Below are 14,099 nucleotides of genomic sequence, written 5' to 3' on the forward strand. Positions count from 1 at the left end.
TTGAGATCTATTATTATAGACTATTTTCTTCATTTGAAAGCTAAAGTAGCGTTTCTAGTCAAGAAAAGGTAAACTACTAATAGTGTGTATAAAAAATGCTCATTATTACACTTAGTATCATATTCATTTCATGTTAAAATAATTTGTTATGTTAGTTTGCAGCTAAGCTTCATTTAAGGAAGGGATTATATGTCGTCAAAATTGTTGAGAGGTACGTTTATTCTAACACTCGGAACTATGATATCAAAAGCACTGGGATTGTTCTATGTAATCCCGTTTAATATGATTGTCGGAAAAGAAGGAACTATCCTTTATCAATATTCATATGTAGCTTATACGATTGTCATCAGTATTGCAACAGCAGGTATTCCTCTTGCTGTCAGCAAATTCATTTCTAAATATAATGCGATGGGAGAGTACGGTGTCAGCAGGCGGCTTTTTAAGTCAGGGCTTGTTGTGATGACCTGTACCGGATTCGTCTGTTTCCTTGCCATGTATTTCCTCGCACCATTTCTTGCAGAGATTAATATTCCTGAGGATGATCTTAACTCCAGCGTAAAGGATGTTACGACTGTAATTAGGGCAGTAAGCTTTGCTGTTATCGTCGTCCCTGTCATGAGCTTGATTCGCGGTTTCTTCCAGGGACATGAGTCAATGGGACCTTCTGCTGTTTCTCAAGTAGTAGAGCAGATTGTACGAATCGTTTTCATGCTTGGCGGAGCTGCCGCTGTGTTGTATGTACTCAAAGGCGATATTGTAACTGCAGTCAGCATTTCGACATTTGCAGCATTTGTCGGTGCGATTGGCGGACTTGCAGTACTTATCTATTATTGGCTTAAAAGAAAACATCATTTTAACTCCATGCTCCTAGAAGACAGGCAGCAAATTTCGGACATTTCCTTAGGCTCCATGTATAAGGAAATACTTATCTCAGCAGCACCATTTGTTTTCGTTGGAATAGCAAACCCGCTCTTTCAGTTTATCGATACGATTACCTTTAACCGTGCGATGGCTGTTGCAGGTTTAAGTGCCATTTCAGAGACGCAGCTGAATGCATTCAACTATCAGACACATAAGATTGTCATTATTCCAGTTTCCTTGGCAACTGCCTTTTCCATGACACTCGTGCCGATGATAACAAGAGCGTTTGTTAGTGGAGATCAAAAGTCTGTAAACCATAATTTAAATCAAGCATTTCAAATATTATTATTTATTACATTACCGGCAACAATAGGATTATCCGTGCTGGCTGAGCCGGTATATCGTCTGTTTTACGGGACAGTGGATTTAGCTTTAGGAACAGAGGTGCTGCGTTTATATGCACCAGTTGCCATTCTATTTTCTCTGTATGCTGTTACTGCCGCAATCTTGCAAGGTATAAACGAACAGCGCTTTACAGTCTTAAGTCTTTTAGTAGGTTTATTGGTTAAACTGAGCTTAAACATGCCGCTTATTGAAAGATGGGAAGCGAAAGGTGCCATTTTGGCAACAGCATTAGGATATACTGCTGCAATAGTAATTAATATCTTTGTGATAAAAGTTTTTGCGAAGTATCCATTCAGGCTAGTCCTGCGTAGAAGTGTGTTAATCGTTGGTTTTACTTTCCTAATGTTTGTTGGTACGGAAATTATCTACACACTACTCAGGTTATTCTTGGAGCCGAAATCATTAATTTCCTCTCTTCTTATGGTTGGGATTGTCGCGCTGGCTGGAGGGCTGATATACGCTTACCTTGCATACCGCTCTAAGCTTGTTTACATGTTGCTGGGAGAGAGAGCTGAATCAATTAAAAGAAAGCTAAGACTTCCATTTTAAATAGAAGACACATAAATAAAGATGAAACGGATGGCAAGATAAATGAAAAAAATGAGAATTGATAAACTGCTTGCCAATTTAGGATATGGCAGCAGAAAAGATGTAAAGTCGCTGCTGAAAAGCAAGGCAGTTAAGGTCAATGATGAAGTAATTAAAGATGCTAAACAGCAGGTCGACCCCGAGCAAGATGTCATAACATTAAACGGGGAGATAGTGGAATATAAGGAATTTATTTATCTGATGATGAACAAGCCGCCAGGAGTTATTTCAGCGACTGAGGATGCCCGAGAGGAGACAGTTGTTGATTTGCTGGAAATTGAGGATGCTGTCTACAATCCGTTTCCTGTCGGCCGCCTTGATAAGGATACAGAGGGATTATTGCTGCTTACAAATGACGGCAAACTTTCGCACCGGTTGCTTTCACCGAAAAAGCATGTTCCTAAAACATATTTTGCGGTCATAAAAGGAATCGTTACAGACGAAGATATAGAATCCTTTAAAAAAGGTGTTACCCTTGATGACGGTTATGTAACCAAACCTGGGCACCTTGTTATCTTGAAGGCTGGCGAAACCTCTGATATTGAGCTTACGATTTCAGAAGGCAAATTTCATCAAGTTAAAAGAATGTTTGAGAGTGTAGGAAAGAAGGTCATCTATCTGAAGCGAATTTCGATGGGACCGCTTGCGCTTGACGAAACATTGGAGCTTGGGGAATACAGAGAGCTCACTGATGAGGAGATACAACTTCTTCAAGATTATGAAGTAAATTAAAACATGCAGCATAAAAAAACGCCAAACCAATTTTGGCGTTTTTTTATATTGCATGTAAATATGCAGTATATTATCAATAATCAATCTACGGTTTAAGACGTCATTTTCACTTTTTTTCTAGTTGTTGTCCATTTTCCACGACTTGGACTTTTCACCAAATCGTTATAAGCTAAAACATTCAAATCTCTTTGAATCGTTCGAGGAGTAATACCAAATTCCTCCACTAGCTCTTGTGTTGTTACTGTTCCACGCTTACTAATAAACATGTAGACGGATTTGATACGGTTTAACATCCGGTTAGTTGAAGGTTTCAATAAACCACTCCCTATCCTTTTTTCAAACCTTTGGCAAATTCCTGCGACCGACAGCTTATTTGAAGATTTATTCTTCAAGCGTATGTAATTTTCTTCTTTACAGACAACTCCTTTTCAAATGGCTATAGTGAACAAAAATGAACTTCTATAAATATTGTATCCCTATTTACTTTTTAATTCTACATTATTTGCTCAAATTTACAAAATATTTGATTATTAATGTATAAATATACCACCCCCTGGTTTTTTCCTTACCATATCATATGGTACAAACTATTAACTTTATGATAACAAATTGCATGAAGTACAATAAAAATGTTTATTAACACCTTTTTTTCCATTATAATCAAAACGATAAACATTTTTGGAGGATATGTGATTGGAAAACATAAGAAAAGATCAGCTAGTTCATCCTAGAGAGAACATTTATTTTGTACTCGTGCTGCTTGTAAGTATCGGCACACTTATTTTATTGCTTTTTTCGGTTATTGGTATTATTATCTATGCAGCAATAATTGCTGTCATGCTGTTTTTACATGCACTTTCGATGGCTGGCATTAGGAGAAATGGAGTTAAACTGGGAGAAGATCAATTTCCTGAGCTTTATGCAAAGGCGGTTGGTATCGCCAAAGATCTTGAGCTGAGCAAGCTCCCAGATATATATATACTGGAATCAGAGGGTATCCTTAACGCATTTGCGACCAAGTTTGTGCGCAGGAATATGGTAGTGTTGTATTCAAGTATTTTTGAAATGGTTGACAGAGGTGCGGAAAAAGAAGTCATGTTCATCATGGCTCATGAATTTACCCATTTGAAACGTAAACATGTTCATTACGGTTTTTTCCTGTTGCCGGCATTGTATATTCCTTTCCTGGGAAATGCTTATTTACGTGCATGCGAATATACCTGTGACAGAACAGCAGCCTATTATGTTCAATCATTTACTGCAGCAAAGAATGCCTTGACCATGCTTGGGATTGGTACAACCTTATACAATAAAGTGAATAAACAGGCATATATGGAGCAATTGGAAAAAGAGAGCGGCTTTTTCGTATGGTTCAATGAAAAGCTGTCTACACATCCTCATTTGCCTAAAAGAGTTTATGCAATTGAGTCCTTTTATAATGAAATTGACTTAAAGCCATTAAAGGAATCGAAGAGAGGCATGTGGGTAGGTATTTCCGTATTTGTAGCTGGTGTTATTATTTTCATCGGGTTAGTTAGCGCTGCAGTTGCTGGAATAACATCCTTCATTCAACATTCTGATTTTGCTGAATTCATAAAATCTGGTGGAACAGAGTTTTCATACCCAGAAGATGAAGATTTATATTATGACGGTTATTATACGGAGCTTCATGAAGCAGCATATCAAAATGATATAGATACAGTGAAAACGCTGCTTGATAGTGGGGCAGATCCAAATTCTCAAGATGAAGACGGAATGACACCGCTTATGTATGCAGTTTATCAAGGTGCAGATATGGAGCTTATTCAGCTTTTAATTGATAATGGATCAGATATAAACATAGTAGATGCGTACGGCTATACAGCCTATGATTATGCGACAGAAAGTAATTATCAAGACATTTTAGATTTGTTTGATAGTTATATATATCAATAAGAGACAAGCGGCTGATACATCAGCCGCTTGTTGTTATTTTTTATAAGGTGCAATAGTCCTGCAAAAATCGCCGATGACTGCCAACCATATTTGCAGGCAACTTCTCTAAATCAAAAAATTGCAGTTGAAAGGCCTCTTCCTTGTTAACTTTCATTTGGCCGCTGTACTTCCTCGTATAATAAGCTGCTGTAACGGAGTAGAAGGGATCTCCGTTTGCTGCAACTGTATAATACTCTTTTCCAGAATAGATGTTTAATAGCTTTAGCTCCTCTACCTGCAAGCCAGTTTCTTCCCAAACCTCTCGTTTAGCTGTTTCTTCTGTACTCTCTGCCAATTCCATTAAACCGCCAGGCAGCCCCCATACTTTATGAGGATGTGTTCTTTCCTGCAAGAGCACTCTTTTGTCCGCATCCTCCATAATAACAACAGCACCAACGAGTATTAACGGCATCTTGCCAACCTTTTGCCGCAGCTCCTTAATATATTCCATAACGCCAACCCTTTCAGAACCTTTTTTTAATATTTTACAGGAAGAAGCGTAAAACCGAAAATTTTTGAATGTCTTATGATTCCTTTATGTGTGGGAATGATAAGAAAAGCAACCAAAAACAGACAAAATCAATACAGGGCTTGTCTTTTATTGATAAGAATTGGTGGGATTATGGTAAAATACTTTTATATATTCTAAAAAACATAAGAATAAAGCTAAAGCAAGATATTCTGCAAAGGAAAAACATATTGGAATATTAGGTTAAGGAGGCTGGTTTAGTGAAAGCACTGGATTGGTTAAAAGAAGTACATATTCGTAAAGATGATTTCATCCAAGATTTACAAGGCTTACTTCAAATAAAAAGTGTGCTGGATGAAGAAAATGCAACAGAAGATGCTCCGTTTGGACAAGGTGTTAAAGAAGCCTTGACCTTTATGCTGGAGCTTGGCAAAAGAGACGGGTTTGAAGAAAAGAATGTTAAGAACGTAGCAGGACATGTGAAGTTTGGAGCTGGTGATGAAAGCATTGGAATCCTTTGTCATGTTGATGTTGTTCCAGAAGGAGACGGCTGGTCAAGTGATCCTTACAGCGCAGAAATTCGCGATGGGAAAATATTCGCAAGAGGTGCCTTGGATGATAAAGGTCCTACGATGGCAGCTTATTATGCCATGAAAATAATTAAAGAATTGGATTTGCCTTTAACAAAGGAAGTTAAAATGATTATTGGAACAGATGAAGAGAGTGATTGGAGATGCGTCACAACGTACTTCCAAGAAGAACCAATGCCAACGATGGGATTTGCACCTGATGCGGATTTTCCGATCATTTATGCGGAAAAAGGAATATCTGATTTTGATATGGTTCAGTCTTTGGACGAGATGGCCCAGTATGAGTCTGGAAAAGTGGGCATAGTTTCTTTTTCTTCTGGAAGAAGATACAATATGGTCCCAGATTTTGCGGAAGCGAGGCTGCATGTTCTATCAGATCAGACGGAAATCATTCAGCGCTTCCAGGAATATTTAAGCAGGGACAATTTAACAGGTCAATATACAGTAGATGCAGGTGAACTAGTATTAGAGCTTGAAGGTGTTTCCGCACATGGAATGGAGCCGAATAATGGGGTAAATGCCGGTCTTAAGCTTGCGTCCTTTCTAGCTGATTTGCCACTTGATGAAAAGGCAGCGAATTACTTTCAGTTTGTTAACGGTTACTTCAAAGATGACTCAAGAGGTCAAAAATTAGGAGTAGCTTATAACGATGATATCACGGGAGACTTAACATTGAATGTAGGCATCCTGCAATATAATCAACAAGTCGGCGGCAAAATAGGATTAACATGCCGTTATCCGGTCACAAATGAAATGGAAAAGACAAAGGCTGTGTTAGATAAATTGCTTGCTGGCCATGGATTTGTGATTGAGAATTTTACAGACTCCAAGCCTCATCATGTCAACAAGGATTCTGAGCTGATTCAAACATTAAGCAAGGTTTATTTAGAACAGACAGGTGAAGAGCCGAAACTGATTTCAATCGGCGGCGGAACATACGCAAGATCTCTGGAAAATGGCGTTGCCTTTGGCCCTCTGTTTCCAGGCAGAGATGATATTGCTCATCAGAAGGATGAATACATGTTTATCGAGGATTTGCTTAAAGCAACAGCAATTTATGCCCAAGCTATATATGAGCTAGCAAAATAAATATTACTAACATGGTTAAGGGGGAGAGAAAATGAGTATTGTATGGATGAATGGAGCTTTTATTGATAGATCTGAAGCAAAGGTTGATATTGAGGACAGAGGTTATCAGTTTGGTGACGGTATATATGAAGTGATAAGAGTTTATAATGGAAAGCTGTTTACTGCAAATGAGCATCTCGAACGCTTGCTTGGCAGCGGTGATAAGCTGAGTATCAAGATAGAGTATACTGTCGAAGAACTCAAGCTGTTAATGGAACAGCTTGTAGAAAAGAACAAACTGGAAACAGGAATCATCTATATGCAGGTCACAAGAGGCACCAGTTCGAGGAACCATGCATTCCCTGCAGAAGATACTCCTCCGACTTATATAGCTTATACGAAAGAGGTTAGTATTCCTTATGAGCAGCTTGATAACGGTGTGGAAGCCATTACGGTAGAAGATATCCGCTGGTCGAGATGTGATATTAAGAGTTTGAATTTGCTTGGCAATGTGATTGCCAAGCAGAAAGCGACGGAAGCTGGCTGCTATGAAAGCATTCAATATCGGGAACTGACAGTTACAGAAGGAAGCTCCTCAAATATATGGATTATGAAGGATAACAGTGTGAAAACACATGAAGCCAACCAATTTATTTTAAATGGAATTACAAGACAGAAGATCATTCAGTTATGTAAGGAAAACGAAATAGAGGTAGTAGAAGAAGCCTTTACAATCGAGGACCTGATAGATGCTGATGAGGTATTTCTATCGAGTACAACAGCTGAAGTGATGCCGATTATATCCATAAACAATGTGCCTGTTGGCAACGGTGAAATAGGTCCTGTTACGAGAAACTTGCAGAAACTGTTTAAGGATGCAATTGAAAGTGAATGTGGACAATTAGTTTAATATGTTCTGTGAAAATGAGAAGAGTCCCTCTATCTATAAGAGGGACTCTTCTTAATCTAGTGCAAATACATCTGTTGATAAGTATCTCTCACCAGTATCGCATACAATAAAGACGACGACATCATCAGCGGACAATTGTTTTGCTGCTTGGACGGCAGCATAGCAGGCTGCACCAGAGGATGGTCCTGCCAGTATTCCTTCTTCAAGTGCAAGTCTTCTTGTATACTCATATGCAGCTTCATCTGTTACTAAGTGGATTTGATCATAAACATTCTGGTTTAATATATCTGGAATAAAGCCAGGGCTTGTGCCGACAAGTTTATGCTTTCCAGGAGCACCGCCAGACAGAACTGGAGATCCAGCTGGTTCTGCGACATGGACGCGTATATTTGGAAATACCTCTTTTAGTACCTCGCCAGTTCCAGTTATTGTTCCACCAGTCCCTGCTGTTGCTACGAATGCAGCCAAAGACTTATTCAGTTCAGCCATTGCTTTAATAATTTCTGGAGCAGTTGTTTTCCGGTGCGCTTCAGGATTATGGCTGTTGCTGAATTGCATGGGTACAAAAGAGTTTGGAATTTCGTCCTTCAGCTCCAATGCTTTTTTTATACTTCCAGGCATTTTTTCGTCACCTGGTGTCAGCACAACCTCAGCTCCATATGCTTTTAAAATATTGATTCTTTCCTTTGTCATCGTGTCTGGCATAACAAGAATGGCGCGATAGCCTTTAGCAGCTGCATTCATTGCCAAGCCGATGCCTGTATTGCCGCTTGTTGGTTCAATTATAGTGGAACCAGGAACAAGCTTTCCTGCCTTTTCTGCGGCTTCAATCATATTGAATGCCGCCCTGTCTTTTACACTTCTGCTAGGATTAAAATATTCCAGTTTTGCGTAAATGACAGCACCATTTTTTTCACCAATAGAGTTCAAACGAACTAATGGAGTGTCACCAATAAGCTCAGATACGGATCCATACAATTTCATTGTTATTTCCTACTTTCTTTTTACTAAATATGAATAAAATCTCACATAGATGGTGATTGCTGATAAGGTACAAGAATGTCCTTGTCTTCTATTTCTTTCAATTAAAGTGAGATTCATGAAGATTAAGATTAAAAACAAGGGAAAAGGATATATAATAACAATATATTCTTTACATAAAAGGACTTTTTGCGAATGTTTAATAGTATTATAGCTATAATTGCCCATAAAAGAAAAATAATTTACCTTTAATAGGATAAACAAGAAAAGGATGCTTTTATGAACACGAATACACATTATTTTATTGCGATAGGTTTGCCGGAAGCTGTCCGGCTAGAAGTAGAGGCTGTAAGGGGTAAGCTTAAAGAAGCATTTCCTTTTAAAAAATGGGTGCATCCGCAAGACTACCATATTACTTTAGCTTTTTTGGGAGCAGCAACGGAAGAACAAAAGAGCGAACTTATCACTATTCTAAATGAAGATAGTTACGATATAGACCATTTTACGTTGAATATCGACAAATTAGGAGTATTCGGCAGTCAGGACAGTCCACGGATTTTCTGGTTAGGATTGGAGAATCATCCATCGCTGCACCAGTTAAGAGAGAATATATATATTAAGTGCAAAAAGGCAGGCTTTACTTTAGAGACTAGGCCCTATCATCCGCATATTACGATTGCAAGGAAATGGGCAGGAACAGAGAGATTTCGCCAGAACATGCTGAATTCCCAAAACCCATTCAGTGATGCGAAACCTTCCTTTCAAGTAGAGCAATTTTCTTTATTTCAGACACATTTAAATAAAGAACCAAAATATGAAGCAATATATACAAAAAAATTTATTTAATAGAAAAGTACAGGTTTTTTTAGGGGGAAAAGCTTTGGCACAATTAATTAAGCTAAAAGACTATATATCACGTTACCAACAAAATATACTGCTGTATCCGTCCCGTTATGTCCGCTTAAAAAAGCAGAAATGGGAAGGTGTTAAAAAGGCATTTGATACACAAGACATGAAAATATTCTACGAGGATAATGAAAGTTTAGACGATATAACAGAGGAAAAGGAATCTCTTTTTCTAAAAATCAGAGGAATGATGAATAAAAAGCCGAAGGAAGAAGAGCTCCTTTTATTTCCGGCAGCTGTTAAAGAAGAAGACAAAGAAGAGCAAATATTTTCCTTTGATTATAAAGCCAATGCTCTTAATGAGCCTCAATCAGAAGAACAATTGAAGCTGCAATTTTTAAATCAGCTTTTTCGTTTTCAGCTGAAATGGGCTAGTTCTACTCTTACAGAAAAATCAACTGTTAAGAAGGCGTTTTATTATGATGAGCACTTGAAATATTTTTTGCAACGATTTCCTGATACATATTTAGTGCTATACAAACCAGTTTTCTTGTTAAAAAATGCTCCTATTGATCTGGAAGTCATGATGGTGACACCAACTGCTGTGTGGTGCATCACTATCCTAGAAGAGGAAGATTCCGCTGTTTACCTAGGTTCAAATGAAAAATTTTGGGTAAAGAAATATAATGACAAAGAAAAAAAGACGTTAAGCCCGTTGATTGCTTTAAACAGGACAGAAAAAATTGTCCGCGGAATTCTCGACAGGCATGATGTTGCACTGCCTATTCAAAAGGCTATCCTGACAAGGAATGGCTATATTGATTATCCAACGATACCATATGATTTAAAGATTATTGAAAAAAGAAATTATGATGAGTGGTTCCGTATGATGAGAACCCAGCAATCACCTATCAAGGCTATCCAGCTGAAAGCGGCAGAAAGTCTGCTGCAATATTGTTTAACAACTTCTGTTCGAAGATATGATTGGGATGCTCCAGAGGAGGAGGAATCATAAACGAATAGTGTTTAGGTAACAAGAGAAGGAGTGGGGAATGATGCTATCTATTAAAAGGGACTATTATGCTTATTTAGATGAGCTGTCTGTTATTACTATACTGCTGCCTTATATGTATCATGGCGGTGAAGCGGATGCCTTTACAGTACAGGGAGAATACTCTGTACCATTAACCATTAAGAAAAAGGAAACGATGCAGCAATATGTTAAATATACTTGCATCTCTTCTGAATTGCTGGATGCAGGCAAAAGCTATACCATTATTGATAATCACAATGGCAGCACTGATTTGCAGATTGGTGCAGTCATAAGAACGAAAGAGTTTGATATGCGTTATTTTTATGAAGGTCCGTTAGGTGTGCAATACAGCGCTGAGAAAAGCCATTTTTTCTTATGGGCTCCAACAGCTCAACAAGTAAAGCTCGTTCTTCAAGATCCTATACATTCTGAGCGGCGTATGGAAATCCCGATGGCAAGACAAGAAAAGGGTGTGTGGACAGCTGAGGTAGAGCAGGATGTAGACGGCTTTCACTATACTTATTTAGTTCTTATTAATCTTGAGTGGAGAGAAGCGGTTGATCCGTATGCAGTTGCTGTTAGCGTCAATGGTGAAAAGGGTGTCATCGTTGATTTAGGAAAAACAAAAACGGTGAAACCTAAACTGCCAGCACTTGCCTCCCCTGTTGACAGCATTATTTATGAAACCCATATCCGTGACTTTACTATCCATCCGAACAGTGGAGCAGATAAGAAAGGGACGTACTTAGGTGCTGCCCAGCTGAACACGAAAACCCCAACTGGAGAATGGACCGGACTTTCGTATGTGAAAGAACTCGGCGTGACTCATCTTGAACTTCTGCCTGTCCATGATTTCGAAGAAGTGGATGAATTAAATGTTTTTAAACGATATAACTGGGGTTATAATCCATCACATTTCAATGTCCCTGAAGGCAGTTATTCAACAAATCCGACTGACCCATACGCAAGGATTAAAGAATTAAAACAGCTTATCCAAGCAATTCATGAGCAAGGAATAAGGGTCATTATGGATGTTGTTTATAACCATGTGTACAAAAAAGAAGACTCGCCGTTTGAGAAGATTCTCCCAGGCTACTTCTTCCGCTATGACATTCACGGAATGCCTTCTAACGGTACAGGTGTAGGCAATGATATTGCCTCTGAGCGTCTGATGGTAAGAAGGTATATTCTGGACTCCGTTCGCTTCTGGCTGGAGGAATACCAGATTGACGGCTTCCGTTTTGATTTGATGGGCATATTGGATGTAGAGACAATGCAGGGGGTTCGGGAGATTTGTGACAGTAAAGATCCGTCTATTTTAACCTTTGGAGAGGGGTGGAATCTGCAGACACCTCTACCAGATGATCTCAAGGCGATAATTAGCAATCAACATAAAATGCCTCGAATCGGCCAGTTCAATGATCAATTCCGCGATCAAATAAAGGGAAGTACATTTGATTTGGAACATACAGGCTTTGCATTAGGGAATGGGAGTCAGCCAGCAGTGCATGAGCTTCTCTCTGGCAGCATTGGATTAGCAGAACAAAACGCAGGAATATTTACAGAGCCGAATCAGACAATCAATTATGTAGAATCGCATGATAACCATACGCTTTGGGATAAAATTGAGGCGTGCTTTCCTGACTTGGAGATGAGCTTGAAACGTAAAAAACATCGACTTGCCACATCCATCGTCTTACTCAGCCAAGGCATACCATTTCTTCACAGCGGTCAGGAGTTTTTCCGAACGAAATACGGTGTAGAAAACAGCTATAAATCGCCTGATGAAATTAACAGACTTGACTGGGATAGAAGAGATACATTTCTTGATAATGTCCAATTTATAAAAGACCTTATATCTTTGCGCAAATCAACCGCTGCACTGCGGCTGACAAGCGCTGAAGCTATTAGAAAGCATGTCACTATTCAATCACATTCCCCTTTATTCGTAGAATACAAACTGAACAATATTGAAGACTATGGTGATTGGGAAACACTTATTATCTATATCAACGCGGATGACGATTCACAAAGGGCAGCTGTCGAAGAAGGAAATTGGAAGCTCCTGTTAAAGGGAGAAGAAGTGTATCTCCATGAACTTCCTGATGTGGAAAAAACCATCGATATAAACCCGATTGGCATAACAATTATTGGAAAGCGAAAAGAGACAAACTGAATAGGCAGAAATTTAATTTTTGAAAAATAATATTATATTGCAGATAGACTTGACTAAAAAACCAAATAAGAGATAATATTTAATGTGATAGCTATTGTTGTCAGTTACTGATTGTAATAGCTCTCTTTTTTTATAACAATAAATTATTCTTGATACATTGATTTTTTTCATTAGCATAGTATGTTTTTTGGGGTACTATGTCCTTTTCTATTTATGATGATTAATATTGCACTTAAATGCGTAGAACGCTAAGAATAAAGAGTTTTTTATTAGTTAGAACGAATCAATCTGTTTGTTCTTCCTACAAGGGATAAAAAAGGTTCAAACAAGAATGACTCATCCTAAAATCATGGAGCAATATATATAGTAGGTGAACAATGTTGGAACATTTATTAGGACAAGATTGGGAAATAACCCCTGCAGGCGGGGAAACAGGCGAGGCCTTTTTCGCCCAGAATAATGGCCAGAAGCTGTTTCTGAAAAGAAACTCTTCGCCTTTTTTAGCTGTTTTGTCTGCAGAAGGAATTGTCCCAAAACTTGTTTGGACAAAAAGATTTGAAAACGGAGATGTATTTACTGCGCAGCAGTGGCTTATCGGCAGGGAATTCAGCCAATCTGATATGACAGATGACAGGGTTGTGATGCTGCTGAAAAAAATCCATACATCTAAACCGTTATTGGAAATGCTGAAAAGGCTTGGAAAAACAACCTTGATGCCAAATATGATCCTTGCTGTTATTAAAGCAGAACTGGATGAAGAACTGACGGGGAATACAACCATCACGAATTCAATTGCCTTTTTAGAACAGAATCTTCCATCGATAAAAACGGAGGAAGAAGTTGTCTGCCATTGTGATGTAAATCATAACAACTGGTTGCTATCAGAAGACAACCAGTTGTATTTAATCGATTGGGATGGCGCAATGATTGCAGATCCGGCAATCGATTTAGGAATGCTTCTTCACTGGTATATCCCAAAATCAGATTGGAAAGAATGGCTTGAAAAATATGGATTTGAGCTGACTGACAACCTGATGCTGCGCATGAAGTGGTATGTGGTAGCCCAAACCCTAAATTCTATCCAATGGTATAAAAAGAAATCCCGCTATCATGAGATGGAAAAGTGGATACAATTCCTAAATGACCAGGATTTAGCCTGAAAAGTCATTTATTCCATCGACCCATTGGGACAGCTGCTCTTGAGAGGATTGGATATGATTGTTTAAATTGTTTGCCTGAATTCCTCTTTGGCTGTACTGGCTTATTTCTTCTAAAATCGGAAGAATGTTTTGGTCGATATTGCCATTGACCTTTAAGGAAGTAACAAGACGTTCAAGTTGTTCACATTCAGAAACAGAACCACAGCAGTCCTCTTGATGGTTGTTTAAAATATCCTTTAGTATACCTAATTGATGTTCATGTGTAATTGGCATCTAGTTGCACCCTTTCTTCAGGTCTCTTTTATA

General features: G+C 38.5%; 13 protein-coding genes. 9 read left to right on the plus strand and 4 right to left on the minus strand.

All coding sequences use genetic code 11. The annotated features are described in order from the left end of the window. The first annotated feature begins 189 nt into the window (after positions 1–189). Both LXM54_RS22685 and LXM54_RS22690 read left to right on the plus strand, forming a co-directional pair. Positions 190–1,815 (plus strand): putative polysaccharide biosynthesis protein, encoded by a 1,626-nt coding sequence (locus LXM54_RS22685; RefSeq protein ID WP_233317636.1) that lies wholly within the window; start codon positions 190–192, stop codon positions 1,813–1,815. Between the two features lie 51 nt (positions 1,816–1,866). Then, entirely contained in the window at positions 1,867–2,586 is a 720-nt protein-coding gene (locus LXM54_RS22690) for a pseudouridine synthase (RefSeq protein ID WP_233317725.1), read from the plus strand. Positions 2,587–2,678: 92 nt separating this feature from the next. Here the strand turns inward: LXM54_RS22690 and LXM54_RS22695 are convergent, their stop codons facing one another. Beyond that, on the minus strand, positions 2,679–2,900 hold the full coding sequence (locus LXM54_RS22695; protein WP_127736905.1) for a DeoR family transcriptional regulator: 222 nt from the start codon (positions 2,898–2,900) through the stop codon (positions 2,679–2,681). Positions 2,901–3,279: 379 nt separating this feature from the next. On the opposite strand from LXM54_RS22695, the gene LXM54_RS22700 reads away from it, so the two are divergent. Then, the gene (locus LXM54_RS22700) at positions 3,280–4,521 is read left to right on the plus strand and encodes a M48 family metallopeptidase (RefSeq protein ID WP_233317638.1); all 1,242 of its coding nucleotides are present in this window, start codon (positions 3,280–3,282) and stop codon (positions 4,519–4,521) included. A gap of 40 nt (positions 4,522–4,561) precedes the next feature. Here LXM54_RS22700 and LXM54_RS22705 read toward each other — a convergent pair whose 3' ends face one another. Further along, on the minus strand, positions 4,562–5,011 hold the full coding sequence (locus LXM54_RS22705) for an NUDIX hydrolase (protein WP_233317641.1): 450 nt from the start codon (positions 5,009–5,011) through the stop codon (positions 4,562–4,564). A gap of 278 nt (positions 5,012–5,289) precedes the next feature. On the opposite strand from LXM54_RS22705, the gene pepV reads away from it, so the two are divergent. Continuing rightward, complete coding sequence (gene pepV, locus LXM54_RS22710; protein WP_233317643.1) at positions 5,290–6,708, plus strand: dipeptidase PepV; 1,419 nt, start codon at positions 5,290–5,292, stop codon at positions 6,706–6,708. A gap of 31 nt (positions 6,709–6,739) precedes the next feature. Continuing rightward, on the plus strand, positions 6,740–7,597 hold the full coding sequence (gene dat / locus LXM54_RS22715; RefSeq protein ID WP_233317645.1) for a D-amino-acid transaminase: 858 nt from the start codon (positions 6,740–6,742) through the stop codon (positions 7,595–7,597). A gap of 51 nt (positions 7,598–7,648) precedes the next feature. Here dat and cysK read toward each other — a convergent pair whose 3' ends face one another. Beyond that, positions 7,649–8,581: a cysteine synthase A gene (cysK, locus tag LXM54_RS22720; RefSeq protein ID WP_233317647.1), complete on the minus strand. Its 933-nt coding sequence runs from the start codon at positions 8,579–8,581 to the stop codon at positions 7,649–7,651. 276 nt (positions 8,582–8,857) lie between these two features. On the opposite strand from cysK, the gene thpR reads away from it, so the two are divergent. The 4 genes from thpR to LXM54_RS22740 all read left to right on the plus strand — a co-directional run bounded on the left by thpR (position 8,858) and on the right by LXM54_RS22740 (position 13,793). Continuing rightward, positions 8,858–9,424 (plus strand): RNA 2',3'-cyclic phosphodiesterase, encoded by a 567-nt coding sequence (gene thpR / locus LXM54_RS22725; RefSeq protein WP_233317649.1) that lies wholly within the window; start codon positions 8,858–8,860, stop codon positions 9,422–9,424. 34 nt (positions 9,425–9,458) lie between these two features. Further along, positions 9,459–10,439: an NERD domain-containing protein gene (locus tag LXM54_RS22730; RefSeq protein WP_233317651.1), complete on the plus strand. Its 981-nt coding sequence runs from the start codon at positions 9,459–9,461 to the stop codon at positions 10,437–10,439. Between the two features lie 40 nt (positions 10,440–10,479). Continuing rightward, positions 10,480–12,633, plus strand: coding sequence for a type I pullulanase (gene pulA, locus LXM54_RS22735; RefSeq protein WP_442780530.1), 2,154 nt, complete (start codon positions 10,480–10,482; stop codon positions 12,631–12,633). A 380-nt stretch (positions 12,634–13,013) separates the two neighbouring features. Then, positions 13,014–13,793, plus strand: a complete 780-nt coding sequence (locus LXM54_RS22740) for a phosphotransferase family protein (protein ID WP_233317727.1) — start codon at positions 13,014–13,016, stop codon at positions 13,791–13,793. Here the strand turns inward: LXM54_RS22740 and LXM54_RS22745 are convergent. Continuing rightward, the gene (locus LXM54_RS22745) at positions 13,785–14,066 is read right to left on the minus strand and encodes a YtzH-like family protein (RefSeq protein ID WP_233317654.1); all 282 of its coding nucleotides are present in this window, start codon (positions 14,064–14,066) and stop codon (positions 13,785–13,787) included. The genes LXM54_RS22740 and LXM54_RS22745 overlap by 9 nt on opposite strands. Positions 14,067–14,099 lie beyond the last annotated feature (33 nt).

Source organism: Bacillus sp. Au-Bac7 (assembly GCF_021341655.1).
Classification (GTDB): Bacteria; Bacillota; Bacilli; order Bacillales; family Cytobacillaceae; genus Niallia.

Excerpts from the sequence above, each read along its gene's own strand:
- LXM54_RS22690 (WP_233317725.1), top strand. The coding sequence starts at position 1,867 with ATGAGAATTGATAAACTGCTTGCCAATTTAGGATATGGCAGCAGAAAA.
- cysK (WP_233317647.1), bottom strand. The coding sequence starts at position 8,581 with ATGAAATTGTATGGATCCGTATCTGAGCTTATTGGTGACACTCCATTA.
- thpR (WP_233317649.1), top strand. The coding sequence starts at position 8,858 with ATGAACACGAATACACATTATTTTATTGCGATAGGTTTGCCGGAAGCT.
- LXM54_RS22745 (WP_233317654.1), bottom strand. The coding sequence starts at position 14,066 with ATGCCAATTACACATGAACATCAATTAGGTATACTAAAGGATATTTTA.
- pulA (WP_442780530.1), top strand. The coding sequence starts at position 10,480 with ATGCTATCTATTAAAAGGGACTATTATGCTTATTTAGATGAGCTGTCT.
- LXM54_RS22685 (WP_233317636.1), top strand. The coding sequence starts at position 190 with ATGTCGTCAAAATTGTTGAGAGGTACGTTTATTCTAACACTCGGAACT.
- dat (WP_233317645.1), top strand. The coding sequence starts at position 6,740 with ATGAGTATTGTATGGATGAATGGAGCTTTTATTGATAGATCTGAAGCA.
- LXM54_RS22705 (WP_233317641.1), bottom strand. The coding sequence starts at position 5,011 with ATGGAATATATTAAGGAGCTGCGGCAAAAGGTTGGCAAGATGCCGTTA.